This is a genomic window from Herbiconiux sp. (genome assembly GCF_023264895.1).
Taxonomy (GTDB): Bacteria; Actinomycetota; Actinomycetes; order Actinomycetales; family Microbacteriaceae; genus Herbiconiux.
In genome coordinates this window covers 1-24,953 of the sequence record NZ_JAHFUY010000021.1, presented here as the reverse complement: position 1 = coordinate 24,953, position 24,953 = coordinate 1, and the positions used below count along the sequence as shown (strand labels likewise).

The following is a 24,953-nucleotide window of genomic DNA, read 5'->3' as shown; positions in this document are numbered from 1 at the left end:
ATGGAGTACTACGCAGACATAGCCATCCAGATCATGTTCCTCATGATGCTGGCCCTCTCGCTCAACCTGCTCGTCGGCTACACCGGTGAGACCTCGATGGCCCAGGCCGCGTTCTACGGCATCGGTGCCTACACCGTCGGTCTCCTGACCATGCCCGTGGCCGTCGCCGGTCTGGAGATCGCGACCTCCAGCGGAGTGGCGGGAGGGGCCGGGTGGCCGTTCTGGCCGGCCGTGCTGATCTCGATCCTGGTCTCGGCGGCCGTGGCCTCGGCCATCTCCATCCCCGCGCTGTCCCGGGTGCGAGGCGAGTTCCTCATCCTCATGACGCTGGCCTTCCAGCTCGTCACCACGCAGCTGATGGGGTCGCTGACCTCGATCACGGGCGGCACCTTCGGCCTGACGCCCATCCCACCCATGACCTTCTTCGGTCAGTCGCTCATCAAGCCCTCGCAGGTCGTGATCGTCGTGGGCATCGCGACGGTGCTGACCTTCGTGTTCTGCTACCGCCTGGGGGAGTCGCCGTTCGGCCGGGTGCTGAAGGGCATCCGCGAGCAGGAGACCGCCGTGCGCGCCGTCGGCAAGGGCACGGTGCTGCCCAAGGTCATCGTCTTCGGCGTGGCCGCCGGGGTCGCGGGCCTCGCCGGAGCACTCAACGCCTCCTACTACCAGGTGGCGGCGCCGCAGTCGTTCAACCTCGACGTGTCGATCCTCGCGATCGCCGTCGTCATCCTGGGCGGCGTGGCCAACCCGGTCGGCACCGTCGTGGCCGCCATCCTCCTCGGCCTCCTGAACCCCGTGCTCGATGCGCTGGTGGGTGCGGAGGCGAGCGCCTGGCGCGGCGTCATCTACGGTCTCGCCCTCGTGCTCGTGATGCGCTACCGCCCCCAGGGCCTCGTGCCCGAGCACCAGGGGCCGCTCAGGTTCCTGCGGCGTCGGCGGCGCAGGAATGCGCCGGCGGTCGCGGCCGCAGCGACGACCCGTGCCCCGCGCGACGGCGCGCCTGACGCGACGCCCGGTGCACCCGGTGCTGTGCCGAGCGGCCCCGCACCCGAGGTGGTGCTGAAGGTCGAGGGCATGTCGAAGTCGTTCGGCGGCATCAAGGCCGTCTCGGATGCGACCTTCGACCTGACACGCGGGCAGATCACGGCCCTCGTGGGCCCCAACGGAGCCGGCAAGACCACGCTGTTCAACCTCATCACGAACGCGATCACGCCCGACCAGGGTGCCGTGACGCTGAACGGCACCTCGATCACGGGGCTGTCGATCAGCGAGATCGCCCGCCGGGGGATGGCGCGGAGCTTCCAGGACGGTCGGCTGTTCGAGCGGCTCAGCGCGATCGACAACGTGGCGATGGCCATCCCGGATCAGCGGGCCGAGAACCCGTTCATCCTCACCGTGCGTCCGCTCTACGTGAAGAAGCGCGAGCGGGCGGTGCGCCAGTCGGCACTCGAGTGCCTGCAGCTGGTGGGCATGCACGCCGACGCCGAGACCCTCGTGGCCGATCTGTCCTACGGCGATCAGAAGCTCGTGGCCATCGCTCGGCTGATCGCGACCGGGGCCGACGTGCTGCTGCTCGACGAACCCACCTCGGGCGTCGATCCCTCCGCCGTGGAGCACGTGATCGACGTCATCAGCGATCTCCGAGCGGCGGGCAAGACGATCTGCCTGGTGGAGCACAGCGTGCACATGGTCGAGCGGCTCGCCGACCGGGCCGTGTTCCTCGACCAGGGGCGCGTGCTCGCGATGGGCTCGATGAAGGAGCTCATGGCGCGACAGGACCTGAAGGAGATCTACTTTGGAGCGTAGCGAGAAGGCCCAGGCGACGACCGATCGTCTGGTGGCCAGCAACCTGGTCTGCGGCTACGGCAAGCACAGCGTGCTCCACGACGTCTCGCTGACCGTCGGCGCGGGTGAGATCGTCACGATCCTCGGGCACAACGGCGCGGGCAAGACGACCGCCCTGAAGGCGCTCTTCGGCCTGCTGCCCTTGCAGTCCGGGGTCGTGATCCACGACGGCCAGAACATCACGAAGTCGTCGACCGCCTCGCGCGTGCGTGGCGGGATGTCGTACACCTCGGCCACGAGCGCGATCTTCCGCGACCTCACGGTGCGGCAGAACCTCGAGCTCGGGGCGTTCACCGTGCGCGACTCGAAGGTCCGCGCCGAGAGGCTCGCCCGCATCCACGACCTCTTCCCTGTCTTGAAGGACCGGGGGAGCGCTGTCGCAGGGCGGATGAGCGGCGGCCAGCAGCGACTCCTCTCCATCGGGCTGGCCCTGATGAGCGGAGCCGAGCTGATGCTGCTCGACGAGCCCTCCCTCGGCATCGCGCCCAGCCTCGTGACGGAGCTCTTCGAGTCGATCCGCGCGCTGTCGCGCGACGCCGGACTGTCGGTGGTGCTCGTGGAGCAGAACGTGGGAGCGGCCCTGCCGATCTCCGACCGCGTCTACTATCTGCGGGCCGGCGAGATCCTGCTGTCGGAGAGCGCCGACGAGGCGCGCGCCCGAGACGATTGGTGGGAGCTGTTTTGAGCGCATCCGAGTCCGTCGTCGAGGTCGGCGACGTCATCACGCTGCGGCGGGGCGGGGAGCGCATCCTGCTCGGCCCGGGCCTGGCGACCCTGCGCTGGTACCAGCGCACCTTCTGCGCCACCGACGGCACCGACGAGGACGCCCGCATCGAGGAGATACTTCGGCCCGCACTCGAGGTGCCGGACGGAAGCAACGGTGTGCTGTTCCTGCCCGGCGACGACGGGGGCTCGTTCTTCGGGATGACCTACCAGACCACCTCGGCCGAGTGCACCCGCGCGGTGCACGAGGGCCTGGTGCACGCGGCGGTCACCGTGCTGCAGGATCTCTCGGTGCTGCCCTCCGGGTTCACGCTCGCCGGGCCCCGAGCGGGGAACGCGCTGTGGTGCGAGCTCTTCGCCCGGGCCACCGGCGTTCCCGTGACCGGCGACGGGGCGGCCCACGTGCCCGACCCCGGATCGGTCGCCGTGCACACGGCGCTGCACGCTCTCCACCGACAGTGCATGGCCGCGATCCGGGAGCTCGAGGTGACGGCGTGAAGGTGCTGATCGGGGTCGACAAGGGGACGTCGGCGACCAAGACGGTGGCGATCGACGCCGAGAACGGACGCGTGGTCGCCTCGGCGGCGAGGCGCACGCCGACCCTCGACACCGCACCGGGCCGGCACGAGGAGGACATGGACACGACCTGGTCGTGCGTGGCCGAGACCCTGCGGGAGTCGCTCGGCGCGCTCGCGGCGGACACCGAGGTGCTGGCCGTGGGCGTCTGCGGGCACATGGGAGGGCTCTGGTGTCTCGACGCCGACGGCCGGCCTGCGGGTCCCGCGATCGGATGGACCGACAGCCGTGCCGTGGGGATCCTCGAGGAGTGGGAGAGCCAGGGCCTCGGCCCGACGATCTTCGACGTGGGCGGCAACGCCATGATCGCGGGGATGCCCTCGGTGCTCTACGCCTGGATGGCGCGCCACGAGCCGGAGTTCCTCGACCGCGTGACGTCGGTGTTCATGGCGAAGGACTTCGTGAACTACCGTCTCACCGGCCGCATCACGACCGACGAATCCGATCTCTCCTTCGTGCCGTGCGACATCCGGCGCCGTGAGCTCTCGCCCGAACTGTTCGAGCTCATGGGCATTCCCGGGCTGCTGCCGTTGCTGCCGCGAGCGGTCAGAAGCGAGACGGTCATCGGGCACGTCACGGCCGACGCCGCCGCCCAGACCGGGCTGCCGGAGGGGACCCCGGTGGTGGCCGGCCTCGGCGACTCCGTGGCGAACGCCCTGGGTGCCGGGGCCTACGGTGCCGGCCAGGCCGTGACCGTCATCGGCACGAGCTTCATGAACGCGGTCTCGACGAGCGAACCGGTGCTCGAGCCCGTTGGAGTCGGCTTCACCTACCTCATGCCGGAGAACCGCTGGCAGCGCGTGCTGTCGAACACGGGAGGCGGCACGCTCGGCATCGACTGGTACCTGCGCTCGCTCGGCTCGAGCGACGGCGACGCGATCAAGGCGGGCGAGACGACGCTGGCCGAGCTGGTGGAGGGGCCCGTCAGTGCGGTGCCACCGCTCTCGAACGGAGTGACCTTCCTGCCGTACCTCGGCACCGCCGGCGCGACCGCTCCCTTCGTGGATCCGTTCGCCCGGGCGAGCTTCACGGGCCTGACCGAGGCGACCACGAGGCACGACCTGCTGCGGGCGGTGCTCGAGGGCGTGGCCTACTCGATGCGGGAGTGCTACGCCGCCATGCCCGTCGACGTGCACGAGATCCGGATGACCGGGGGCGGGGCCAGGAGCGAGCTCTGGCGGCAGATCTGCGCCGACGTCATGGGCCAGGAGCTCGCCGTGCCCCAGGTCGACGAATCGGGCGCCGTGGGCGTCGCGGTCGCGGCCGGCGTGGGGGTCGGTCACTTCCGCGACTACGCGGAGGGCGTGGCGCGACTCGTCGCGGACGGCTCCGTGCAGACTCCCGAACCCTCGCGGGCACCGGACTACGACCGCGGCTACGCGGCCTACCGGCGACTCCGCTCCACCTTCTCCGAACTGTGGCGCGCCCGCGCCGCGTTCCTCGACTCCGAAAGGACGCCCGAGTGACCATCATCCGAACCCTCACCGGTGACATCGACGGCTCCGAGCTGGGGGTCACCCTCTGCCACGAGCACCTGCTCACGGGGCCGCCGTCGTGGGCGGTCGCCTCCGACCCCGACCTCCTCCTCGACGATCCCGACCGGGCGGTCGAGGAGCTCGGGAGCTACGAGGCGGCGGGCGGCGGCGCCCTCGTCGAGATGACCACGATCGACTACGGCCGCGACGCCGCCGCACTGCTGGCCGTCGCGAAGAGGTCCCGCGTGCACGTGATCGCGGCGACCGGCTTCCAGAAGGGCACCTACTATCCCGAGGGGCTCGAGAAGACGCCCGTCGAGCAGCTCGCCGCGCGCATGATCGCCGACCTCACCGAGGGGATGGATGACACCGGTGCTCGCGCCGGCGTGATCAAGTTCGGCACCTGCCGCACCGACGACCTCCAGGACGACGAGCGCCACGTGCTCGCCGCGGTCTCCGCCGCCCAGCTGCGGACCGGTGCACCGATCTCGACCCACACCCAGGCCGGCACCCTCGGCGACAAGCAGATCGAGCGCTTCGTCGACGCCGGGGTGCCCGCCGACTCGGTACTGATCGGCCACGTCGACCGCAACCTCGACTTCGGCTACCTGCGGGCGATCGCGCAGACCGGTGCCTGGCTCGGCTTCGACCACTGGACGAAGTCGAAGTACGCCGAGGACGACGACCGGGTGGCGAACATCACCCGACTGCTCGAGGAGGGCCACGACAGGATCCTCGTCTCCGGCGACCTCGGACGACCGTCGTACCAGCTCGCCCACGGAGGCACGCCCGGGTTCGCCGGCATCGTGCAGACGGTCAGGCGCCGGCTGGGCGACGAACTCGCCGATCGCTTCCTCGTGACGAACCCGGCGCGATTCTTCGCCTTCGACCCCGAGAGGACCCGCGCGTGAACGCCCTGACCGGAGACATCCAGTGCGTGCTGTTCGACTTCGACGGCACGCTCATCGACTCCCGCCCCGCCCTCGTGGGCGCCTACCGGGCCGCCTTCGAGGAGGTGCTCGGGCGGAGCTTCCCCGAGCTCGAGAACGACCCGCAGCGACTGCTGACACCGCGCGTGGCCGAGGTCTGCCGCGACATCGCGGGCGATCGCGCCGACGAGTGCGTCGAGGCCTACGACCGGCACTACCGCGCCTCGACCTACCGGCTCGCCACGCTCTACCCCGGGGTCGAGGAGATGCTCGCCGCCCTGCACGAGCGGGGCATCCGCACCGGCATCGTCACGAACAAGGGCAGGGCCCGCACCGAGAAGGACCTCGACTGGCTCGGCATCGCGCCCGAGTCGATGGCCGCGATCATCTGCGCGGAGGACACGGTGGAGCGGAAGCCCCACCCCGCTCCGGTCGCGCTCGGCATCGAGACCGCCGGCTTCACCCCCGACCAGGTCGTGTACGTCGGCGACGGCCCTCAGGATGCGAGATCCGGGCGGGCGAGCGGGGCCCAGACCGTCTCCGTGCTCTACGGCTACTACCCGGAGGAACTGCTCGCCGAGGCAGGGGCGGACGCGACCGCGTCGTCACCGGCCGACCTGACCCGGATCCTCACCGGCACGCCGTCCGCGTGAGCATCCATCCGCGATCCACCGCCTGAAAGGGAATGAGCTGACAATGACCGACACCACCACGCGACGAAGCGTCGCGGAACTCACCGAGATCGCGCACCGGCTGCGACGCCGGATGATGCGCATGGCCGCCGACAAGGGCGAGGGCTACATCGCCCAGGGGCTCGGCATCGCCGACATGCTCGCCGCCGTCTACTGGTCCGAACTCCGGTTCGATGCCGAGCGGCTCGATGACCCCGACCGCGACCGGTTCCTCCTCTCGACCGGCCACTACTCCATCGCGCTCTACGCCGTGCTGGCGGAGCTCGGCGTGCTGACGGACGAGGAGACGGCCACCTACGCCCTCAACGGCAGCGACCTGCCCATGAGCGCCTTCGACGAGACCCCGGGTGTGGAGATCACGAGCGGCAGCCTGGGGCACGGCCTGGGGCAGGGCGTCGGCATGGCGCTCGGGCTGCGGCTGAAGGGCTCGCCGGCGACGGTCTACGTGGAGCTCTCGGACGGCGAGCTGCAGGAGGGCTCCACCTGGGAGTCGGCGATGGCCGCCAGCAGCTTCGGGCTCGACGGACTGTGGGCGCTCGTCGACTGCAACGGCATCCAGGCCGACGGGCCCATGGTGATGGACATCGAGTCGGTCGCCGCGAAGTGGAGCGCCTTCGGCTGGTCGGTCGAAGAGGTGAACGGCAACGACATGGCCGAGATCGTCGCCGCCTTCGCGGCGCTCCGTGGCAAGCCGGGCCCGAAGGCGATCATCCTGCGCACGACCCCCGGCTGGGGCGTGCCGACGATCGTGGCCCGCGACCGGGCGCATTTCGTGCGCGTGCACGAGGACGAATGGACGAAGCTGCTGGCCGAACTGGAGGAGAACCATGGTTGAGCTGAAGAACCGCGCGGGCGGCATGGGCGAGGTCGCCGAGGTGGCCGGCCCCTACGAGGTCGCGCCGTTCGGCACGGCGCTCGCCGAACTGGGGAAGACGATGCCCCACCTCGTGGGCGTGACCGCCGACATGGGGCGCTACAGCGACATCCTGCCGTTCCGCGACGCCTTCCCCGACCGCTTCTTCAACGTGGGCATGGCCGAGCAGGATGCCATCATGGTCGCCGCCGGGCTCGCGAAGGTCGGGCACGTGGCGTTCGTGGCCACCTACTCGGTGTTCCTCACGCGCCGCGCCCTCGACTTCATGGCCATCGCCTGCGCCCACAGCAAGGCCGACGTGAAGGTCATGGGCGGATCGCCCGGCCTCGTGAACCCCTACGGCGGCACGCACCAGGCGCTCGAGGATCTCGCCGTGATGCGGATGATCCCGGACGTCACGGTCATCGATCCGTGCGACGCGACCGAGCTCAAGCAGGTGGTGAAGGCCGCCGCGGAGACTCCCGGGACCTTCTACATCCGCAACATCCGCGGCAAGGTGCCGGTCACGCTCGACGACTCGTACCGGTTCGAGATCGGGAAGTCACGCGTGCTCCGTGAGGGCACCGACGTCGGCATCGTGAGCACGGGCTTCATGACGGCACGGGCGCTCGAGGCCGCCGACCGGGCGGCGGAGGCGGGCGTCTCGGTGGGGGTGCTGCACGTGCCGACCATCAAGCCCTTCGACACCAAGGGCCTGCTCGAGTTCGCCTCGCGCTACCCCCGGCTCGTGACCGCCGAGAACCACCTCCGCGCCGGAGGCCTCGGCACCCTCGTGGTGGAGACGCTGTTCGACGCGGCGGAGGCGAGGCCCGTCATCCGGATCGGGTTGCGCGACCGGTTCCACCCCTGCGGCTCGCAGGACTACCTGGACCGCATGTTCGGCCTCGACACCGACTCGATCACCGAGGCGCTCGTCGCCGATCGATGGGACCACTAGGCCCTCATGGTTCCCTCGACAGCGCCCCCGGGCGCTCGCATCTACAGTTCTCCACTCCGCTACGTGCAGGGGCCGGGTGCACTGGACCAGGTCGGCCGGTTCGCCGCGCTGGGTCATTCCAGGGCGGCTCTGCTCCTGGACTCGTTCATCGCCGACGCGATCGAGCCCCGGCTGATGCGTTCGCTCGAAGCGGGCGGCCTCGCGATCGACTGCCGGCGGGTGAGCGACGAGGTGACGGCCGGCAACATCGCCGATCTCGCGGCGGAGTTCGCGGTCAGCCGTCCTGATCTGGTCGTGGCGGCCGGAGGGGGCAAGACCCTCGACCTCGGGAAGGGCGTCGCTGCCGCACTGTCCATCCCCATCATCACCGTGCCGACGATCGCGTCGAACGACGGCCCCACGTCGCGGGTGATCGCCCAGTACGACGACGAGCACCGGCTCGTCGCCACGCCCACGATGTCGTTCAACCCCGAGGCCGTCATCGTCGACACAGCCCTCATCAGCGGGGCCCCGCGCCGATTCCTCCTCTCGGGCATCGGCGACGCGCTCGCCAAGACGTTCGAAGCCGGGGCCACCGCACGGGCGGGCGGTCTCAACTCGCACTCGACCGCGCCGCTCAGTCTTCCCCTCGCCATCGCGGCGCACTGCTACTCGGTGCTCCTCCGCGACAGCGCGAGCGCCCTCCGCGACCTCGGAGGGCCGACGGTCTCGACGGAGCTCGAGAACGTCATCGAGGCCGTCGTGCTGATGTCGGGCCTGGCCTTCGAGAACGGCGGTCTGTCCCTCGCCCACGCGATGACGCGGGGGCTCATGGCGGAGTCCGGGGCGTCGTCCCACCTGCACGGCTTCCAGGTGGCCTACGGGCTGCTCGTGCAACTCGCGCACGAGGGAGACCGGGCCGAGTTCGAGCGGGTGAGCCGCTTCTTCGATGCTGTGGAGCTTCCCCGCACCCTGCACGATCTCGGGGCGGCGAGCGACGACGGAACCCTCCGGCGGATGGCGACGGCCGCGATGTCGGCGCCGCACGCCCGCCATTCGACACCCACCGCATCCGTCGACTCGCTCATCGGCGCGATGGAATCGGTCGAGAGCACTCTCGAGGAGAACCCGGCATGACCGCACGGACAGCACTCATCACGGGCGCGGCCCAGGGCCTCGGGGCCGAGACGGCGCGCCACCTCGCGGGTCGCGGATGGCGGGTGGTCGTCGCGGATCTCTCGCTCGAGGCCGCCCAGCGCGTCGTCGACGAGCTCGGCCAGGCCTTCCCCGTGGAGGGCGGGCACCTCGCCCTCGGGGTGGACGTTGCCGACGAGCAGCGGGTCGAGGCGGCCTTCGCCACGCTGAGCTCGCACATCGACGAGCTCCACGGCGTGGTCAACGGGGCCGGGGTGCTCTTCCGGATGGCGGCGGAGGAGTTCGAGACCGCGTCGTGGCGGCTGCAGCTCGACGTGCACCTCACGGGCGCGATGCTCTGCAGCCGCTTCGCCTTCCCCCTGCTGAAGCGCGCGGGCTCCGCCTCGATCGTCAACGTGGCCTCGGTGGGCGCGACCTTCGGCCTGCCCGGGAGGCTGGCCTACTCGACGGCCAAGAGCGGCGTGCTGGGCCTCACCCGCACCCTCGCCGTCGAATGGGGGCCACACAACATCCGGGTCAACGCCATCGCACCGGGGTACATCGCCACCGAGATGGCGCTCAGCGGATTCCGCTCCGGCGCCCTCGACCGCGACCGCATCATCGACCGCACGCCGCTCGGCCGGCTCGGCGAGCCGTCGGAGATCGCCTCCGTCATCGCGTTCCTCCTCGGCGACGAGTCCTCGTTCGTCACGGGCGCGGTCCTGAACACCGACGGAGGGGTGACGATCGACGGCACCTTCTAGGGGCGTGCGGGGCGCCGGGCGGCTCCTACTCGGGGTAGTCCTCGTGGAGCACCCGGTCCGTGATCTCCTCGGGGATGCCGCGGCCGCGCATGTAGCGTTTCGCGCGGTCGGAGATCTCCTCCACGAAGTCGTCGACGTCGGGGTCGTTCGCCCCGTCGTCGATCGGGACCGCGACGATCTGACTCGCGGGGCCGATGGTGGAGCGGACGAGCGAGGGCCGGCCGTCGTCGGTGACCGTCGGGATCACGATCGGCTGCGCCTGCCCGGCATCCGCGATGACGATGGCGAAATCGAGGAGCGCCACGATCGCGGCATCGGCCACGAGGAACTTCTCTCCGGCATACGAGACTCTGTGCATACGACAAGCCTCGCGCGCGGGCGCCGGCCGGCAAGGGGCTACCGTCGCCGCCGACTTTCCGTTAGACCCCGCCCGCCATCAGACCCCGCCGGCCATCAGGCCCTGCCCGCCATCAGACCCCGCCCGCGATGCGGCGGAGGGCCGCCACGTGCCCGTCGAAGGCGCGACGGCCCTCGGCGGTGAGCGCCACCGTGGTGGTGCGGCGCTGGTCGCCGCGGCTCGTCGACGACGCCTTCGAGACCCGCACGTAGCCGATCTCGGTCAGGCTCCGCAGCGTCTTGGAGAGGTTCGCCTCCGACAGCCCGAGCGTCGAGCGCAGCGCCGAGAACTCGGCCGCGTCGACGGGTCGCAGCAGTCCGCAGATGCGCAGTCGGGTCGGTGCGTGGATCTGCTCGTCGAACCCGTCGTCACCGGCCACGGCGCAGCTCGCGGTCGAACAGGCGATCGCAGAGGCGGCCGCCGATCCACATCGCGGCGAACGCCGCGGCCGCCGTCAGCCACACCCAGGAGCGGTGCCCGGTGGCCGCCAGCGCGAACGAGACGCCCAGCAGCAGCACGACCGTGACGCCGAGCACGATCGCGGCGACCAGGGTCCTCGGTCCCGGCATCCGGGTCACCGTCAGACCCGTGATGCGCTGGTAGGCCAGCGAGAGGAAGACGATGCCGAGGCAGCCGAAGACCACCAGCACCGACTGACCGGGCATCCCCGCCCCGGGCGATCCGATGAGGAGAGCCGTCGAGAGCGCCAGCAGAGGGTAGTACCAGGCCGGCGTGCGGGTGCGGTCGGCGAGAACCTGCCGATCAGCGTCCAGCGCCGAGAGTGCCTCGCGGGCGGCGTGCTCGTCAGGGCGGCGTTCCGGATTCTCAGAGTCACTTTCCATGCAGCCAAGTCTTTCACTTGCCGTGCGGTTAAGTAAACCCCTCGTCGGCAGGTTATGCTCTCGCGCGCATCATCTTCTCCGCCGTGCGGAGCCCGAACCGCTTCGGGAGGACTCGGGTCGAGAGGAGCGCGAGGAGGCTGTTCGCGCGGCCGTCGACCACGGAGGGCGCTCCCGTGCCCATCGCCCGCCAGGCCGTCTCGACCACCTGCTGCGGCTGGCGTTTGTTCTTCGTCGGCCCCGGGTTCATGGGGGTCTCGGTGTCTCCGGGGGCGACGGAGAAGATCCGCAGGCCGTGCTCGCGATGCTCCTCGGAGAGCGCCTCGGTGAAGCGGATCACGTACGACTTGGAGGCCGCGTAGGCGGCGTAGTGCGGCATCGGCTGGTAGCCGGCAGCGCTCGCGATGTTGATGATGGTGCCTGTGCCGGCGTCACGCATCCGGATGACCGCGGCCCTCGTGAGCAGGGAGAGCGCGGTGATGTTGATGTCGACCATCTGTCGCAGCGCATCCGGGTCCATCCGGTCGAGGTCGCCCTCGGGGGCGGTGCCGGCGCTGTTGACGAGGTGGTCGAGGCGAGGCAGCCGTCGGGTGATGAACTCGACGAGGCCCGCGACGTCCGCCGCGTCCGCGAGGTCGGCCCGATGCACGGAGGCGGTGATGGCGTGCTCTGCGGAGAGATCGTCGGCGAGGGCCCTCAGCGGGGCCTCCGAGCGCGCCACGAGCAGCAGGTCGAAGCCCTCGCGGGCGTAGCGGCGAGCGAACTGGGCGCCGATGCCCGAACTCGCGCCGGTGATGAGGGCGAGGGGGCGGGGGCTGGCTGTGTTCATGAAGGTGTCCTTTCGTTGCCACCATCCTAAACGGATGCATCATCCACTTGGATCGCTTGTCCGTTTCGTTGATTCTCGCCTAGGATGAGACGCCATGGACGGTCTTCGGCGCGACGCTGCTCGCAATCGCGCCCGCATCCTCTCGGCCGCCCAGGAGCTCGTCGGGCGAGGGGACGTGCTGGCGCTGAACGCGGTGGCTCGCGCGGCCGACGTGGGCGTCGGAACGGTGTACCGGCACTTCGCCACCGTCGACGAGCTCGAAGAGGTTCTCGTCTGGGACCGGTTCGCGGAGCTCGACCGCGTGCTGGACGAGGCGGGGCCCGACCGGTTCGACCGGGTGCTCGCCGAGCACGTCGCCCTCCTCGTCGCGGATCCGCTGTTCGAGAAGGTCACCGCGCAACCGGATCCGGCCCTCCCGGAGACGGCGTCGAGGCGCACCGCGCTGATCGGCCGTCTCGGCGAGGTGCTCGCAGAGGCCCAGGCCGAGCGGAGGGTGCGCGGTGGCATCGACGCCAACGCGGTGCTGCTGCTCGCGTGCGGAGCGGCGCACTCGATCCGGAGCGCCGGGTTCGCGCCCGACAGCGACGCGGCGCGGGTGCTGCTCGAGGTCATCCTGCGGGGGCTCCGCCCTTAGAACCCGCCTGGTGCCCGCCACCAGTGGCTGCCGCTGGTGCCCGGTCTGCGCGCCCGGTGAGAATAGGGTCGACAGCAGTGCGCTCAGCCACAAGCGAGAGCGAGAACGGAACGAAGGTCGAGAACCATGCCCCAGGATCCCTCCGCCCGGATGCACAGCATCTCCGATGAGACCGAGCGCGTCGTCGACCGGGTGCTCGACGCATCCCGTCGGCGCATCCTGCTGAAGGACGTGCCGCTCGACAAGCCCATGACGCCCGCCGACCTCGCGAGGCTCGCCTCCGGGTCGATCTCGCCCGGCGGGCTCGGCGATGCCCGGGCGCTCGCGCTCTTCGAGCACGTGCTCGCGCCCGCCTGCATCTCGGTCGATCATCCGGAGTACCTCTCGTTCATCCCCTCCGCACCGAGCAAGGCCGCGCTCGCCTTCGACCTCGTGGTGTCGGCCTCGGCCGTCTACGGCGGGTCGTGGCTCGAGGGAGCCGGCGCCGTGTTCGCCGAGAACGAGGTGCTGCACTGGCTCGCGGCCGAGTTCGGGCTGCCCGCGGGGGCGGGCGGCGTGTTCGTGCAGGGCGGCACCATCGGCAACCTGTCGGCGCTCGTGGCCGCCCGCGCGCGGGCCCGGCGGGTGCGGCGGTCGGTGGGGGCGGCGATGCCGGAGTCCTGGGTGCTGGTGTGCAGCGACGAGGCGCACTCCTCCGTGGCATCCGCCGCCGAAGTGATGGACGTCGAGATCGTGCTCGCGCCGGCGGATGCGGACGGCCGGCTCCGCGGGGAGGCCGTGCGCGCGGCGCTGCTCGAGCACGGCGACTCGGTGTTCGCGGTCGTGGCGACCGCGGGCTCGACCAACTTCGGCACCGTCGACCACCTCGAGTCGATCGCGGCGCTGAAGGACGAGCACGACTTCTGGCTGCACGTCGACGGCGCCTACGGCCTCGCGGGCATCCTCGCCGACGAGACGCGCGAGCTGTTCCGCGGTGTGGAGCGCGCCGACTCGGTGATCGTCGACCCGCACAAGTGGCTCTTCGCCCCCTTCGACGCGTGCGCGCTCATCTACCGCGATCCGCTCGACGGCCGGATCGCGCACACCCAGTCGGCCGGCTACCTCGACACGCTCAACCAGGCCGACGAGTGGAACCCGTCCGACTTCGCGATCCAGCTCACCCGGCGGCCGCGCGGCCTCCCGCTGTGGTTCTCGCTGGCCACGCACGGCACGGATGCGTACCGCGAGGCGATCGGGGCGTGCGTGCGGCTCGCGCGTGAGATCGCCGACGAGATCCGCTCCCGCCCCGAGCTGCGGCTCGTGCGGGAGCCGGACCTGTCGGTGGTGGTGTTCGAGCGGGAGGGCTGGGCGATGGCCGACTACGAGCGCTGGTCGGCGGGCCTGCTCGATCAGCAGCAGGCGTTCGTGACGCCGAGCTCGCACCACGGTCGCCCCGTCACCCGCTTCGCGATCGTGAACCCGCGGAGCTCGGTGGAGAAGATGTCGGCGGTGCTCGACACGATGCGCTGAGCGGGGTGGGTTGGTGCTCACTGGCAGACTTGCGGCATGACGATCGCGGGGGCGGATGCGGAGGCGGTCGAGACCCGGGCGGATCTGCGCCGGGAGACCGTGCGGAGCTCGGGGACGCTGCTGCTGTGGATCGGTGCCGGACTCTCCTTCGCAGGGCTGGCGGCGGTGGTGCTCGCGTGGACCCTGCTGAGCCGGACACCGTGGGCGGTGCTCATCGCTCCCGGCTGCTTCGCGATCGTCGCCGGCGCGAACTTCGCGTGGTGGGGCGACCGGTTCCGGCACTACGACCCCGTCTTCCCGAGCGGTGCCTGGGGGGCGGTCTTCGCCGCGGTGTGCTTGGCGGTGTCGAGTGTCGCCGCAGTCGCCTTCCTCCTCTACGTCAACTCCTGGCTGGGGTCGGTGCTCGACTGGCTCCAGCGCCCCTAGCCGTTCCCGACCTCGATCGAGAGTGGTTTGTCATCTGTTCGTTGACGGATCACGCAACGGCGACTAGCGTCGTGGGCATGGAATCGACACGTGCTGCCGGCGATCTCGCCGCGCGACTGCAGACGGCGCGGGCCGCCGAACCCGAAACCGGGGTGCTGCTGGAGGCCGTCTCGCTCGCCGAGGAGCTCGGGCGCGAGGCGCAGGTGCAGCTTCAGGATGCCGTGACCGCGGCGCGCGCCCACGGCGTCTCGTGGCAGAGCATCGGCCGCACGCTGGGTGTGACCAGGCAGGCCGCCTTCAAGAGGTTCAGCCTCGCCGACGACAGTCCCACGAATGGTGACGCGGATCCGGCCGCGATCGACCTCTACGCACGCACCGCGACCGTGTTCTCGAGTCTGGCCGCCGGCGACTTCGACGCGGTCAAGGCCCTCATGACCTTCACCTGCTCCCGCCAGCTCACCAGGCGCAAGGTCATGGGCGTGTGGGCCGAGCTCGAGAAGAGCGCCGGGCCGTTCGAGCTGTGCACCGACCTCGTCGCCACGACCCTCGACGGCCGCACCATCGCCGAGAAGATCCTCAACCGCCACCTCGTGGGCGGCGTGGTGATCCAGACCCGGCTCGTGCACGAGAAGCAGGACTGGACGGGCCGCGTGGCCTACAACGGATCCGGCCGCATCACCGGCCTCCTCATCGTGCCCCTCGGGGCCACCGACCTCGCGTTCTAGCCGGCTCGGCTACCCCAGCGGGGCGGCCCCGAATGATACGCCGAACTGAACGCACCACAGCGAGACGCTGCGATAGAGGCTCAGGTCGACATCGGCGGGGATGTCGTAGACCTGGTCACCCTGATTCCCCTTGATGACGCCGAGGTCGACGTAGTCGGCCCCGCCGGCCAGGAACCAGCCGTCGAAGCCCTCGACCGCGTCCGCGGCACTCAGCCAGACGTGGACGTCCGGACCAGTGGTGGTGTCGAGGCTCTCGAACGCGAGCACGCGCGTGCCGTCTGGATTCCCGACGACCGTGGCGGTGCCCGTCGTCGCGTGCTCGTGGCTGATGAAGGAGCTCGAGGCGAGGATGATCGGCACCTGGTCCGGCGCGGAGGTGGGCGACGGTGTGGCGGACGTCGCGGGGTCCGGGTCGGTGGTGGCGGGGGCCGGGTCGGGGGTGGGATCGGGGGTCGGCTGAGCGGAGCGGGCTGTCGGCAGCGCGTCGTCGACCCGCACATCGCTGAACAGCAGTCACGGCTGCAGCACCACCACGCCGGCGCCCAGGAGCGCCGCCGCCACCAGGCCGCCGACGATGAGAGGTGCCCGCTTCATGGGGGAAGTGTAGCGACGCGACCCGGGTGCACACGCGGCCGCTCTAGTGCGCCTGGCTCCCCAGTTCGATGAGGAGCACGCCGATCGCGATGAGCACGATGCCGGCGCCCATCCGCCAGGTGAGTCGCTCCTTGAAGAAGACCCGCGCCCCGATCGCCGTCAGGGCCACGCCGCAGGCGGCCCAGATGCCATACGCGATGCCGACCGGCATCCCCGCCGCCAGTGTCACGGTCAGCAGGCCGAACGCGCTCAGGTAGAAGACGGCGACGGGAGCGATCCAGCGCTTCTTCCGGAGGCCCTCCGAGGCTCGGAGCGACATGGTGGCGGCGACCTCCAGCAGGATCGCCGCAGCGAGCAGGAGCCACGTCACGAGCGGCCACCCGCGCTCTCGACGGCTGCCCCGTGCCCTGTCTCCACGAGCACCACCCCCGCGATCACCACGGCGATGCCCAGCCCGATCAGGAACGTGAACGGCTCGCCGAAGACGATGCTGCCGAGCACCGCGGTCAGAGCCACGCCTGCTGCCGCCCAGATGCCGTAGACGACTCCGATCGGGGTGCCGAGGCGCAGGAGCATCGACAACGCGACGAAGGCTCCGCCGTAGCCGACGACCGCGAGCAGCGCCCACCACGGTGCGTCGATCGCGGCGCGCAGCGACAGCGTCGCCGTGACCTCCAGCACGATCGCGCCGGCGAGGATCAACCATCTCCTCATCGGTCGTCCTCCTTCGGCAGGATGGCGAGCAGGGCCGCCACCAGCGCCTCGCGACCGCTGCGGTCGACGGTGAGGATGCCGGTCGACTCCGCGATCCAGAGTCCGTTGGCGGCCAGCCAGACCAGGAGCAGCGGCGTCGCATCCGGAAGGCTGCCGTCGCCGACCCCGAACCACGTCTTCAGATACTCGAGCCAGGGTGCGGACAGCGCCGGGCGGCGCACCGCTTCGGAGAAGACGGCGAACTCGCCCGGAGTGGCTCCGCCGGTGCCGGTGAACTCCACGAAGGCCCGGACGCGCTGCTCCAGCGTCGACTCCTCGAGGGGCACTCCCAGGGCGGTTCGGAGTTCGCTCTGCCAGCGGCCGATCACGTGCTCGATGATCGCGATCATCATCGCGTCCTTCGAGGGGAAGTGGTACATGAGGCCGGCCTTGGTCAGACCGGCCTCCCGCGCGACCGAGTCGTAGGTGATGTCACCGCCGTCGGCGGCGTCGAGCACGCGCATGGCGGCATCGAGGATGTCGGGAAGGGAACTGGATCGCATGCCAAAACTATACCGTACGTAAGGTAAAGTTTTAGCCACTCCCGAGGCAAGAAGATCAGGCCGCCGCTCGTGCCGCCGGCCGCACAGCAGACCGACGGCGCGCCCACCCCGGCCCGAGGGCCCGCTCAGCGGGCGAGGGTCTGGGAGGGGAGCTCGGCGAAGCGGTCGGCGTACCAGCGGGCGAAACGGCCGAGGTTGCCGAAGCCGCAGCGGTGGGCGACCGCGGCGACCGACGTGCCGTCATCCGGATGCGACGCCAGCAGCACCTCGTGCGCCCGGTCGAGGCGCAGGTCGCGCAGCAGCAGGGTGGGGGTCGTGCCGAGGTGGCGCCGGAAGGACTCGTGCAGAGCCCGCGGGCTCACGTGGGCGACCGCCGCGAGCTCCTCCGTGCTGAGGTGACGGTCCGAATGCGCCACCATGTGATCGACGACAGCGCGGATCCGGCGAGGAGCGATACCCGCCGGAGAATCGACGAGGCCCGTTCCGCGGAGACCCAGTCCGGCGACGAGGGTCGCCGCGACGTGCTGCTCCAGCGTCTCGTCGATCGCGGCCGACGGACCGGCCAGAGGTGATGCCGGCCCACGGGCCACGTAGTCGATCAACCGGTTCCAGCCGGCCCCCGTCCCACCGCGCCCCGCAGCGGAATCGAAGTGGAGTGCGGTGCCGGGGCGCCATCCTGCAGCCACAGCCGCCCCCTCGACCGCCTCGCGGCGGAGACGCACCGTGCGCAGGCGGCAGTCGTCCTCCCAGAGCAGGGTGAACGGCGCATCGGGCGGGATCACGGCCACCTCCCCGCGCCCCACGCGGATCTCCTCCCTCCCGTGTCGCACCATGAGCGACCCACGCGTGGGCGTGCTCACCAGAACCCACGAATCGAGCGGATGCGCCCGCGCCGTGACGTCGGCCCCGTAGGCCAGGTGATGCACGGCCAGGGGGCCAAAGACCGTCTCGGTCTGCACCGCGTGGAAGCGCCGGCGGGGGCGGTCGATCTCGAGGCGGTGGTCGCAGTAGACGTCGGCGATGCGACTCCTGGCCTCGTCGATGTCGCGGGTGTCCACCAACCGTGTCGGCATCGCTCACCTCTCCGCTCGGGCGCCGGGCGACCGGCGATGGGCGTCGGGCGATGGGCGCCGGCCGACCCGCCGACTCGGCGGTCGGCGGCCACGGCCGTGCGCGATCCGGCTAGGAGCCGATCGTAGAGGCCGCTTGGCTGGGGAGTCAACGGATGCGCGACCGATCGGCATCACCACACCGACCCGAAGGAGACAGCATGCCCACCTACGTCCTCGTCCACGGATCCTGGCACGACGGCAGCCTCTGGGAGCCGGTGGCCACGGAGCTGCGGGCCGCCGGCCTGACCGTCCACACCCCCACGGTCGCCGGGCACGGGAACGGAGTCGACAAGAACGTCGACCACGCGGCCTGCGTCGCCTCGATCGTGGACTACATCGAGGGGGAGGGGCTCGACGACGTCGTGCTGCTCGGCCACAGCTACGGCGGAACGATCATCGCGCGCGTGTTCGAGGAGATCCCGGAGCGCATCCGGCGGCTGGTCTTCTGGAACGCGTTCGTGCCGGCCCCGGGCAACTCCCTGCTCGACGAGGTGCCGCCGCACTACCGCGCCCTGTTCGAGCAGCTTGCCGCCGCGTCCGACGACAACACGGTGCCCATGCCGTTCCCGATCTGGCGCGAGGCCTTCATCCAGGATGCCGACCTCGAGTTCGCCACCTCGACCCACGCCCTGCTCTCGACCGAGCCGTTCCAGCCGTTCGTCGACAAGCTCCCGCTCGACCGGTTCTACGCGGCCCTGCCCACGGTCGGCCGGAGCTACATCAACGGCACGGAGGACATCGCGCTCCCGGCGGGGGAGTGGGCGTGGCATCCGCGCATGTCGTCGCGACTCCAGGGCCCGCGGCTCGTGCAGCTCCCCGGCAGCCACGAGGTCATGTTCACCAACCCGGTGCTGCTCGCCCAGAAGATCATCGAGGCCGGCCGCGACTGAGGCCGGCCGCTCTCGGCCCCTGTCGGCTCAGTGCGGAGCGTCGCCGAGGAGGAAGCGCAGGGGCGCGGTGTCCCTGAGGTCGCCGACGACACGGAACTCCCGCTCCGGCGTGGAGACGATCAGGGTCGGCGTGAAGAGCACCCGGTGCCGCGCGGCGTGGTGGGGTTCGGCGAGCACATCGATGACGCGCAGGGAATCTCCGAGCGCAGGGCGCGACTCGATCAGCCGGGCGAGGTTGACCTGGGCGGCGACCGACGTCGGGGAGTCGCCGGCCACCAGCAGCGTCAGCGCCGCATCCGGGTTGCGCGGGTCGGGCCCGCTCATCCGGCGACGCCCTCGTCCTGCGGTGTCCGCGAGGCGATCCGCGCCTGCGCGGCGTTCTCGCTGCGCTCGAGCACTCCGGCGCGTTCGGCCCGGAGGCGCTCGAGGTCTCTTCGGCGCAGCTCCACCTCGGTCAGCATTCCCGTGGCGCGCACCTCCATCTCGGCCACCGCGGCGAGCAGCAGAGCCTCCTCCTGCTCGTAGTCGACCGCGCGCTGCCAGGCGGCGGTGCGGTCGGCCTCCTCCTTCTGCGCCCGGGCCGAGCCGAGCAGCACGTCGCCGTCGGCGGAGTAGGCGGGCCGCAGCTCGATGCCGTTCGACGAGATGAGGAGCTCCCGCACCTGGTTCGTGTGAGCGGATCCGCGAGACTTCACGACGGTGAGGGCGCGGTTGCGCTCGCCGCCGGCGGCGATGTAGCTCAGGTGGATCCAGTTGTCGGCGATCGTCGAGATCTGGCTCCGCGTGGACTCGTTCTCGAGGCTCGCCTGCCCGGTGAGCAGGGAGGTGAGCAGAACGGTCACGCCGCGATGCCCGAGGGCGGAGAGCAGGTAGGCGATGGCCTCCTCGGAGAAGAGCCGTCCGGATCCGGTGATGGCGGAGATCGGATCGATGATGAGCGCGGTCGCGTCGATCTCGTCGACGCCACGGAGGATGCGCAGCACCGCCTCCTCGGGCGTCCCCTCGGCACCGGACAGCTCCACGATGCTGATGCTGCCGCTGTCGAGGTGCTCCCGGAAGCCGTAGCCGACCGTCCGCATGTGCAGCTCGATCTGGGCCGCGACCTCGTCGAAGCTCGCGTACAGCACCCGGCCGCCCCGCTCGACGACGGCCAGGGAGAACGCCGCCGCGAGCGTGCTCTTCGCCGTGCCGGGCGCGCCGGAGAGAAGGGTTCGGGAGCCGACGAGGTACCCGCCGCCGAGGAGGGCGTCCATGCCCTCCACCCCCGTGGGCAGGCGGTCCGAGCTCCGCGTCACGGGCTCGTCGGCCGTCGTGGCCGAGGCGGGCGAGGTCACGGCCAGCACCTCGATGCCGTCGCCCGTGATGACCACCGGGCAGACCTGGCCGCTGTGGTCGGCGCCGCGGTACTTGGTGACCTGGAGCGTGCGTGACACGGCGTTCCCGGATCGCGGGCGGTCGAGCACGAGCACGCAGTCGGTCTGGAAGTCGAGGATCTCCGCGCGCGTGCGGCTGCGCTCCTGCTGGGTGCTCGACTTGGCGGTGATGAGCACGGTGAGCCCCTGCATGCGCACCCAGTCGGTGAGGCGGAGGAGCTCCCGCCGTTCGTCCTCCTCGCGGAGGAGCAGTGAGAGCAGGGCGTCGAGGCCGTCGAGGAGCACGATCTCCGCCCCGGACTCCTCGGTGACGGCGAGCAGCGTGGCGATCAGGCCCTGCATGTCGAACTGGCCGGACACGTGCAGGTCGGCGGGTACGCCTGTCTCCAGGACGATGAGCTCGTCGTCCGAGAACCCGTCCCGCCCCCAGGAGAAGCCCGAGACGTCGGAGAGCACGCCCTCCGCCGTCTGCTCGAAGCTCACCAGCACGGCCTTCTCGCCGAACTCCTTCACCCTGTGGGCGAGGATCTGCAGGCCCAGGATGGTCTTGCCGGCACCGGCGCTGCCGAAGATGCTGATCACCCGCCCCCGCGGGAGCCCGCCTCCGGTGATGCGGTCGAGCCCTGTGACCCCGGTCGTGATGGTGCGATCGTCCACGCTGCCCCGTCCGTCAAGGGGGCTTGACACGCGGCCCCGTACACACGACAGAGACTATCTACAGCTGACGGAGAAACCTATTGCGGCCGAGCACCCCGAGCCGGGCATAGTGGAGGCATGGATGAATCCGACGCGAGACTGAGCCGTGAAATCACGGAAGCGCTCAACAGCTCGATGCCCGACGTCGTGCAGGCCGCGGGTCGCGGGCGCACCGCGTCGACGATGCTCACGGGCGGCGCGGTCGTGGCCGCCGCGGTCGGGATCGGCGCGGCGATCTTCGGCTCCGCGCTCGCCACGACGCCCGCCCTGTTCGCCGTCATCCTCGTGGTGTTCGCCGTCATCATCGTCGTCGAGATCGTGGCTTTCGTCGTGGGCCTCCGCGCCAAGCGCGCGTTCACCCGGATCGCCGAGACGGTCGCGAGCCGGCACCGGGCCACCCTCGTGCGCGTGGTCGGCCGCGAGGTGCACGTCCGCGCTTGAGCGGCAGCCGGATCCGGGCCCGTCTGGGACAAGACCTTGTCTTTCCCCACGGGCTGTCGTCTCCGGGTAGGTTCCTCAGGGTGGAACCCATCAAGCTCAACTCACGGTGCAGCAGCTGCCCCGACGGCGAGATGATGGTTCTCGGCCAGTTCGTGTACTGCACCTGCTGCGGCCCGCAGCCCGCCTCGGAAGACCCGTCGCGCCCCACGCCCGCACCCTGCTGAGAGGGTAGCTCAGCGGTCGGGCGTCGACGGAGACGTGGCGGGGGCGTCGTCGTCCTGGGTGATGGGGAGGATCGCGATCGGGATGCCCGGGCCGATGAGGAGTTCGGCCGGCTGCGCGCGGCCCTCGCCGTGGTTGACGGTGATCCAGGTCGCCGATCCGGTCGCGGCTGAGGTGATGGCGGCCTTGACGGCGTCGTAGTCCTCGCGGCCGATGGAATAGAGGGCGCCGTCGTAGAGCACGTCGATGCGCTTCATGCGGAGGCCTCCGTGACGGGTTGGCCGTTCTCGGCGGGTTCCGGGATGAGCTGCAGCCCCTGGGTGGAGTTCGCGGTGAGCATGAGCGCCTCGACCCAGTGCCGGTTGATCACCGGCGGTCGCCCGCCGTAGAACTTGAACACGACGGGCGCGGTCGGGTAGATCCAGATGACGGTTCGCCCGTCACCGTTCTGCGGGTCGTCCTTCCAGGAGAAGAAGAAGGACTCGTTGCGCCGCAGCTTCGCACCGATCACGAGATGCAGGTGGGCCAGCACGCGGTCTTCGAAATCGACGGTCAGCGTCGAGTCATAGATAAGTTTGCCCATGGTCGTGGGCCTCCCGTCTCGGGCCCGGGGACTGGGGACCCATCTTTCAGGTTCCCACGATCCGCGCCCCGACGCCTAGCCGGCGCGGGGGAGTTGCGCACCGCCGCTCGCTGCGTTATGAGGGACGCTCGGGGATCAGCCGATGCATTGCCTCGCAGTGCTGCCGAACAGTACCCTGACCTTGAGCGGCGGGGGGCCCAAGACCTGGGTTGCGGCGACGGTGCCGGTTGCCGCACCAGGAGGTCGTCGACATGTCGTATCGTCCGAAAGAAGCAACACCGGTCACCGCCTCGATCAACAAGGCGGGCGAGTCGTTCTATCCCCTGGACGATCGGCACGACTTCCACGACGCCCGTCTCAACCTGATCGCTCCCATCCCCGACGGGAAGGTACACAACGCATCCGGTGACGTCGTCTTCGACCTGGGTGATTTCGCTTACCTGACCGATGATGCTCCTCGGCCCGACACGGTCGACGCCAGCCTGTGGCGCACCTCGCAGGTCATCCACGAGGGCGGCCTGTACCGAGTGATCGACCGGATCTATCAGGTGCGCAACAATGACATCGGCAACCTCACCATCGTCGAGGGTGACGACGGGCTCATCATCATCGACTGCACCACCAGCGTCGAAGCGGCGGCTCAGGGCATGGCGCTGTTCCGCAAGCACGTGGCGGACAAACCTGTCGCCGCGGTCATCTACACCCACACCCATGTCGACCACTACGGCGGCGTGAAGGGCGTGGTCGACGCCGCCGATGTCGCCTCCGGGGCGGTGCCCATCTTCGCACCGGGCACGATCGCGTCGTTCGACAAGTTCGCGATCGGTGAGAACGTGATCGCCGGCAACGCCATGTCCCGACGTGCTCAGTACGCCTTCGGCAACCTCCTCGATCGGGAGCCGCACCAGTTCGTCACTCTCGGAGCGGGCATCGGCAACGGCAAGCACGGCATGACGATCTCTTACATCTCGCCGACCGACCCCATCACGGAGACAGGTCAGACCCGCACGATCGCGGGACTCACGTTCGAGTTCCTTTACGCCCCGGACACCGAGGCGCCCGAGGAGATGCACATCTGGATTCCGGAACTGAAGGCACTGACCTGCGCCGAGAACGCCAACCACTGCCTGCACAACATCCAGACCCTGCGTGGTGCCCGCACCCGCGACGCCCGGAACTTCGCCCGGTACCTCGACGAGACCCTCGAGCGCTGGGGCGAGCAGGCCGAGGTGCACTACGGGCCGCACTCGTGGCCGGTCTGGGGCAACGAGAAGATCGTGCAGTTCCTGGAAGACCAGCGCGACATGTACAAGTACATTCACGACCAGTCGCTCCGGCTGGCCAACAAGGGTTTCACGCCGCTCGAGGCCGCCGAGGTCATCGCCCTCCCCGACGAGCTCGCCCACAAGTGGTACAACCGCCAGTACCACGGCACCGTTCACCACGACGTGCGCGGGGTGTTCACCAAGGAACTCGGCATGTGGGATGGCGATCCGGTCTCGCTTCATCCACACATCCCCGTGGAGTCGGCCAGACGCTACGTCGACCTCATCGGCGCGGACGCGATCCTCGCCGAAGGCAGGAGGGCCTTCGACGAGGGCGACTATCGCTGGGCGACCGAAATCCTGCACAAGCTGGTCTTCGCCCGGCCCGCTGACCAGGAGGCCAAGAACCTCCAGGCGGATGCCTATGAGCAGATGGGCTACCAGACCGAAGCACCGCAGTGGCGAGGCATCTTCCTCACCGCCGCGCGTGAGCTCCGCGAGGGCATCGTCGAAGCGGTGTTCAGCACGGCCTCACCCGACAGCATCCTCGCGATGCCGCTGGATGTGCTGTTCGACTTCGCGGGGGTGCACCTCATCGGGGACAAGGCGGTCGACACCGACCTGCGCATCGACTTCGACTTCACCGACGTGGGCGAGATCTGGACGGTCTGGGTCAGACGAGGCGTGCTCAACGCCCGGCGAGGCGCATCACCGGAGACGCGTCTGACGGTGTCGGGGCCGAAGTCGGCCCTGGTGGGAATCGTCCTCGCACCCGCGACCGGAGCTCCGCTCGCCGAGGCAGGTCGTGTGACCTTGGACGGCGACAGCTCCGCGTTGACCGGACTCGCCGCTGTCATGGACACCTTCGACCCGAACTTCGCCATCGTCACGCCCTAGTCGGCGGCTGACGTCGTGGAGTGATCGCCGGCAGCCTGTAGGTGCCCTCTGCGATCGATTCGTCTCCGCCGTACGCGCGGATGATCACGGTGAACGGGCCCTCCGACGAGGGCAGCCAGTTCGCCGCCTGCGCTTCGTCAGCGGGTCGGCGGTGCTGCACGAACAGGGTCAGCGATCCGTCGTCGGCGTAGCGGATGCCCTCGGTGCGGTCGCCGATCGAGTACCGGTCGATCTCGTTGGCGCTGAGCAGCCGCTGAGGCAGCGTGTAGAGCGTGGCCGACCAGAAGAAGCGGGCCTTCGGCAGCTGCTCGGCGGTGAAGGTGATCGTGTAGTCGGT

Annotated in this window: 31 protein-coding genes; 17 read left to right on the top strand and 14 right to left on the bottom strand. The window is 70.2% G+C overall.

The features are described from left to right. From Q0D57_RS03895 to Q0D57_RS03850, 10 genes are read left to right on the top strand one after another with little or no spacing between them, the layout of a single operon-like run. Positions 1-1,806 (top strand): branched-chain amino acid ABC transporter ATP-binding protein/permease, encoded by a 1,806-nt coding sequence (locus Q0D57_RS03895; protein ID WP_291038446.1) that lies wholly within the window; start codon positions 1-3, stop codon positions 1,804-1,806. Beyond that, positions 1,796-2,530, top strand: coding sequence for an ABC transporter ATP-binding protein (locus Q0D57_RS03890; RefSeq protein ID WP_291038443.1), 735 nt, complete (start codon positions 1,796-1,798; stop codon positions 2,528-2,530). Before Q0D57_RS03895 ends, Q0D57_RS03890 begins: the two co-directional genes overlap by 11 nt. Continuing rightward, positions 2,527-3,066 carry an FGGY-family carbohydrate kinase gene (locus Q0D57_RS03885; protein WP_291038440.1) on the top strand — a complete coding sequence of 180 codons (540 nt, stop codon included), beginning with the start codon at positions 2,527-2,529 and terminating at the stop codon, positions 3,064-3,066. Before Q0D57_RS03890 ends, Q0D57_RS03885 begins: the two co-directional genes overlap by 4 nt. Further along, a complete protein-coding gene (locus Q0D57_RS03880; protein WP_291038435.1) occupies positions 3,063-4,610 on the top strand; it encodes an FGGY-family carbohydrate kinase in 1,548 nt (515 codons plus the stop codon). The genes Q0D57_RS03885 and Q0D57_RS03880 overlap by 4 nt, the downstream gene beginning before the upstream one ends. Further along, entirely contained in the window at positions 4,607-5,530 is a 924-nt protein-coding gene (locus Q0D57_RS03875) for a phosphotriesterase-related protein (RefSeq protein WP_291038432.1), read from the top strand. The genes Q0D57_RS03880 and Q0D57_RS03875 overlap by 4 nt, the downstream gene beginning before the upstream one ends. Next, positions 5,527-6,201, top strand: a complete 675-nt coding sequence (locus Q0D57_RS03870) for an HAD hydrolase-like protein (RefSeq protein WP_291038429.1) — start codon at positions 5,527-5,529, stop codon at positions 6,199-6,201. Before Q0D57_RS03875 ends, Q0D57_RS03870 begins: the two co-directional genes overlap by 4 nt. Positions 6,202-6,244: 43 nt before the next feature. Further along, a complete protein-coding gene (locus Q0D57_RS03865; RefSeq protein WP_291038426.1) occupies positions 6,245-7,075 on the top strand; it encodes a transketolase in 831 nt (276 codons plus the stop codon). After that, on the top strand, positions 7,068-8,051 hold the full coding sequence (locus Q0D57_RS03860; RefSeq protein ID WP_291038423.1) for a transketolase C-terminal domain-containing protein: 984 nt from the start codon (positions 7,068-7,070) through the stop codon (positions 8,049-8,051). The genes Q0D57_RS03865 and Q0D57_RS03860 overlap by 8 nt, the downstream gene beginning before the upstream one ends. A 6-nt stretch (positions 8,052-8,057) precedes the next feature. Beyond that, positions 8,058-9,167, top strand: a complete 1,110-nt coding sequence (locus Q0D57_RS03855) for a glycerol dehydrogenase (protein WP_291038420.1) — start codon at positions 8,058-8,060, stop codon at positions 9,165-9,167. Next, complete coding sequence (locus tag Q0D57_RS03850; protein WP_291038417.1) at positions 9,164-9,928, top strand: SDR family NAD(P)-dependent oxidoreductase; 765 nt, start codon at positions 9,164-9,166, stop codon at positions 9,926-9,928. The genes Q0D57_RS03855 and Q0D57_RS03850 overlap by 4 nt, the downstream gene beginning before the upstream one ends. Before the next feature lie 25 nt (positions 9,929-9,953). On the opposite strand, the gene Q0D57_RS03845 is transcribed toward Q0D57_RS03850, so the two are convergent. The 4 genes from Q0D57_RS03845 to Q0D57_RS03830 form a co-directional block, all read right to left on the bottom strand. Continuing rightward, positions 9,954-10,286 (bottom strand): hypothetical protein, encoded by a 333-nt coding sequence (locus Q0D57_RS03845; RefSeq protein ID WP_291038414.1) that lies wholly within the window; start codon positions 10,284-10,286, stop codon positions 9,954-9,956. Positions 10,287-10,398: 112 nt separating this feature from the next. Further along, on the bottom strand, positions 10,399-10,704 hold the full coding sequence (locus Q0D57_RS03840) for a transcriptional regulator (protein WP_291038411.1): 306 nt from the start codon (positions 10,702-10,704) through the stop codon (positions 10,399-10,401). Further along, on the bottom strand, positions 10,694-11,167 hold the full coding sequence (locus Q0D57_RS03835; protein WP_291038408.1) for a hypothetical protein: 474 nt from the start codon (positions 11,165-11,167) through the stop codon (positions 10,694-10,696). Before Q0D57_RS03835 ends, Q0D57_RS03840 begins: the two co-directional genes overlap by 11 nt. Before the next feature lie 52 nt (positions 11,168-11,219). Continuing rightward, entirely contained in the window at positions 11,220-11,993 is a 774-nt protein-coding gene (locus tag Q0D57_RS03830) for an SDR family NAD(P)-dependent oxidoreductase (protein ID WP_291038404.1), read from the bottom strand. 94 nt (positions 11,994-12,087) lie between these two features. On the opposite strand from Q0D57_RS03830, the gene Q0D57_RS03825 reads away from it, so the two are divergent. From Q0D57_RS03825 to Q0D57_RS03810, 4 genes are all read left to right on the top strand, one after another. Then, the gene (locus Q0D57_RS03825; protein WP_291038401.1) at positions 12,088-12,627 is read left to right on the top strand and encodes a TetR family transcriptional regulator; all 540 of its coding nucleotides are present in this window, start codon (positions 12,088-12,090) and stop codon (positions 12,625-12,627) included. 126 nt (positions 12,628-12,753) lie between these two features. Beyond that, on the top strand, positions 12,754-14,136 hold the full coding sequence (locus Q0D57_RS03820; RefSeq protein WP_291038398.1) for an aminotransferase class V-fold PLP-dependent enzyme: 1,383 nt from the start codon (positions 12,754-12,756) through the stop codon (positions 14,134-14,136). Positions 14,137-14,172: 36 nt separating this feature from the next. After that, complete coding sequence (locus Q0D57_RS03815) at positions 14,173-14,562, top strand: hypothetical protein (protein ID WP_291038395.1); 390 nt, start codon at positions 14,173-14,175, stop codon at positions 14,560-14,562. Between the two features lie 77 nt (positions 14,563-14,639). Beyond that, positions 14,640-15,287 carry a hypothetical protein gene (locus Q0D57_RS03810; protein WP_291038392.1) on the top strand — a complete coding sequence of 216 codons (648 nt, stop codon included), beginning with the start codon at positions 14,640-14,642 and terminating at the stop codon, positions 15,285-15,287. A gap of 9 nt (positions 15,288-15,296) precedes the next feature. Here Q0D57_RS03810 and Q0D57_RS03805 read toward each other — a convergent pair whose 3' ends face one another. The 5 genes from Q0D57_RS03805 to Q0D57_RS03785 form a co-directional block, all read right to left on the bottom strand. Continuing rightward, entirely contained in the window at positions 15,297-15,785 is a 489-nt protein-coding gene (locus Q0D57_RS03805; protein ID WP_291038389.1) for a DM13 domain-containing protein, read from the bottom strand. A 139-nt stretch (positions 15,786-15,924) separates the two neighbouring features. Continuing rightward, positions 15,925-16,251: an SMR family transporter gene (locus tag Q0D57_RS03800; protein WP_291038386.1), complete on the bottom strand. Its 327-nt coding sequence runs from the start codon at positions 16,249-16,251 to the stop codon at positions 15,925-15,927. Then, positions 16,248-16,595: an SMR family transporter gene (locus Q0D57_RS03795; RefSeq protein WP_291038383.1), complete on the bottom strand. Its 348-nt coding sequence runs from the start codon at positions 16,593-16,595 to the stop codon at positions 16,248-16,250. The genes Q0D57_RS03800 and Q0D57_RS03795 overlap by 4 nt, the downstream gene beginning before the upstream one ends. Next, positions 16,592-17,137: a TetR/AcrR family transcriptional regulator gene (locus Q0D57_RS03790; protein ID WP_291038380.1), complete on the bottom strand. Its 546-nt coding sequence runs from the start codon at positions 17,135-17,137 to the stop codon at positions 16,592-16,594. Before Q0D57_RS03790 ends, Q0D57_RS03795 begins: the two co-directional genes overlap by 4 nt. A gap of 125 nt (positions 17,138-17,262) precedes the next feature. After that, a complete protein-coding gene (locus tag Q0D57_RS03785) occupies positions 17,263-18,210 on the bottom strand; it encodes an AraC family transcriptional regulator (RefSeq protein WP_291038377.1) in 948 nt (315 codons plus the stop codon). A 197-nt stretch (positions 18,211-18,407) separates the two neighbouring features. Between Q0D57_RS03785 and Q0D57_RS03780 the strand changes: the two genes are divergently transcribed. Beyond that, positions 18,408-19,139 carry an alpha/beta hydrolase gene (locus Q0D57_RS03780; protein WP_291038375.1) on the top strand — a complete coding sequence of 244 codons (732 nt, stop codon included), beginning with the start codon at positions 18,408-18,410 and terminating at the stop codon, positions 19,137-19,139. A 27-nt stretch (positions 19,140-19,166) separates the two neighbouring features. Here Q0D57_RS03780 and Q0D57_RS03775 read toward each other — a convergent pair whose 3' ends face one another. Together Q0D57_RS03775 and Q0D57_RS03770 are read right to left on the bottom strand one after the other, a co-directional pair. Then, on the bottom strand, positions 19,167-19,463 hold the full coding sequence (locus tag Q0D57_RS03775) for a circadian clock KaiB family protein (protein ID WP_291038372.1): 297 nt from the start codon (positions 19,461-19,463) through the stop codon (positions 19,167-19,169). Continuing rightward, the gene (locus tag Q0D57_RS03770; RefSeq protein WP_291038369.1) at positions 19,460-21,169 is read right to left on the bottom strand and encodes an ATPase domain-containing protein; all 1,710 of its coding nucleotides are present in this window, start codon (positions 21,167-21,169) and stop codon (positions 19,460-19,462) included. The genes Q0D57_RS03775 and Q0D57_RS03770 overlap by 4 nt, the downstream gene beginning before the upstream one ends. Positions 21,170-21,286: 117 nt before the next feature. Between Q0D57_RS03770 and Q0D57_RS03765 the strand changes: the two genes are divergently transcribed. Then, positions 21,287-21,649 (top strand): hypothetical protein, encoded by a 363-nt coding sequence (locus tag Q0D57_RS03765; RefSeq protein ID WP_291038366.1) that lies wholly within the window; start codon positions 21,287-21,289, stop codon positions 21,647-21,649. A gap of 233 nt (positions 21,650-21,882) precedes the next feature. Here Q0D57_RS03765 and Q0D57_RS03760 read toward each other — a convergent pair whose 3' ends face one another. Together Q0D57_RS03760 and Q0D57_RS03755 are read right to left on the bottom strand one after the other, a co-directional pair. Next, positions 21,883-22,128: a hypothetical protein gene (locus Q0D57_RS03760; protein WP_291038363.1), complete on the bottom strand. Its 246-nt coding sequence runs from the start codon at positions 22,126-22,128 to the stop codon at positions 21,883-21,885. Continuing rightward, entirely contained in the window at positions 22,125-22,454 is a 330-nt protein-coding gene (locus Q0D57_RS03755) for an ATP-dependent DNA ligase (RefSeq protein ID WP_291038360.1), read from the bottom strand. Before Q0D57_RS03755 ends, Q0D57_RS03760 begins: the two co-directional genes overlap by 4 nt. 251 nt (positions 22,455-22,705) lie before the next feature. On the opposite strand from Q0D57_RS03755, the gene Q0D57_RS03750 reads away from it, so the two are divergent. Further along, entirely contained in the window at positions 22,706-24,616 is a 1,911-nt protein-coding gene (locus Q0D57_RS03750) for an alkyl sulfatase dimerization domain-containing protein (protein WP_291038358.1), read from the top strand. Here Q0D57_RS03750 and Q0D57_RS03745 read toward each other — a convergent pair. Beyond that, the coding region (locus Q0D57_RS03745) for a DUF1214 domain-containing protein (RefSeq protein WP_291038354.1) at positions 24,606-24,953 on the bottom strand (348 nt) is incomplete at its 5' end. The genes Q0D57_RS03750 and Q0D57_RS03745 overlap by 11 nt on opposite strands.

Bases quoted from the DNA above. Each gene is read 5' to 3' on its own strand.
- Q0D57_RS03755 (WP_291038360.1), bottom strand. From the start codon at position 22,454: ATGGGCAAACTTATCTATGACTCGACGCTGACCGTCGATTTCGAAGAC.
- Q0D57_RS03860 (WP_291038423.1), top strand. From the start codon at position 7,068: ATGGTTGAGCTGAAGAACCGCGCGGGCGGCATGGGCGAGGTCGCCGAG.
- Q0D57_RS03825 (WP_291038401.1), top strand. From the start codon at position 12,088: ATGGACGGTCTTCGGCGCGACGCTGCTCGCAATCGCGCCCGCATCCTC.
- Q0D57_RS03810 (WP_291038392.1), top strand. From the start codon at position 14,640: ATGGAATCGACACGTGCTGCCGGCGATCTCGCCGCGCGACTGCAGACG.
- Q0D57_RS03765 (WP_291038366.1), top strand. From the start codon at position 21,287: ATGGATGAATCCGACGCGAGACTGAGCCGTGAAATCACGGAAGCGCTC.
- Q0D57_RS03750 (WP_291038358.1), top strand. From the start codon at position 22,706: ATGTCGTATCGTCCGAAAGAAGCAACACCGGTCACCGCCTCGATCAAC.
- Q0D57_RS03835 (WP_291038408.1), bottom strand. From the start codon at position 11,167: ATGGAAAGTGACTCTGAGAATCCGGAACGCCGCCCTGACGAGCACGCC.
- Q0D57_RS03820 (WP_291038398.1), top strand. From the start codon at position 12,754: ATGCCCCAGGATCCCTCCGCCCGGATGCACAGCATCTCCGATGAGACC.
- Q0D57_RS03780 (WP_291038375.1), top strand. From the start codon at position 18,408: ATGCCCACCTACGTCCTCGTCCACGGATCCTGGCACGACGGCAGCCTC.
- Q0D57_RS03845 (WP_291038414.1), bottom strand. From the start codon at position 10,286: ATGCACAGAGTCTCGTATGCCGGAGAGAAGTTCCTCGTGGCCGATGCC.
- Q0D57_RS03850 (WP_291038417.1), top strand. From the start codon at position 9,164: ATGACCGCACGGACAGCACTCATCACGGGCGCGGCCCAGGGCCTCGGG.
- Q0D57_RS03855 (WP_291038420.1), top strand. From the start codon at position 8,058: ATGGTTCCCTCGACAGCGCCCCCGGGCGCTCGCATCTACAGTTCTCCA.
- Q0D57_RS03865 (WP_291038426.1), top strand. From the start codon at position 6,245: ATGACCGACACCACCACGCGACGAAGCGTCGCGGAACTCACCGAGATC.
- Q0D57_RS03815 (WP_291038395.1), top strand. From the start codon at position 14,173: ATGACGATCGCGGGGGCGGATGCGGAGGCGGTCGAGACCCGGGCGGAT.
- Q0D57_RS03775 (WP_291038372.1), bottom strand. From the start codon at position 19,463: ATGAGCGGGCCCGACCCGCGCAACCCGGATGCGGCGCTGACGCTGCTG.
- Q0D57_RS03895 (WP_291038446.1), top strand. From the start codon at position 1: ATGGAGTACTACGCAGACATAGCCATCCAGATCATGTTCCTCATGATG.
- Q0D57_RS03795 (WP_291038383.1), bottom strand. From the start codon at position 16,595: ATGAGGAGATGGTTGATCCTCGCCGGCGCGATCGTGCTGGAGGTCACG.
- Q0D57_RS03785 (WP_291038377.1), bottom strand. From the start codon at position 18,210: ATGCCGACACGGTTGGTGGACACCCGCGACATCGACGAGGCCAGGAGT.
- Q0D57_RS03760 (WP_291038363.1), bottom strand. From the start codon at position 22,128: ATGAAGCGCATCGACGTGCTCTACGACGGCGCCCTCTATTCCATCGGC.
- Q0D57_RS03830 (WP_291038404.1), bottom strand. From the start codon at position 11,993: ATGAACACAGCCAGCCCCCGCCCCCTCGCCCTCATCACCGGCGCGAGT.
- Q0D57_RS03790 (WP_291038380.1), bottom strand. From the start codon at position 17,137: ATGCGATCCAGTTCCCTTCCCGACATCCTCGATGCCGCCATGCGCGTG.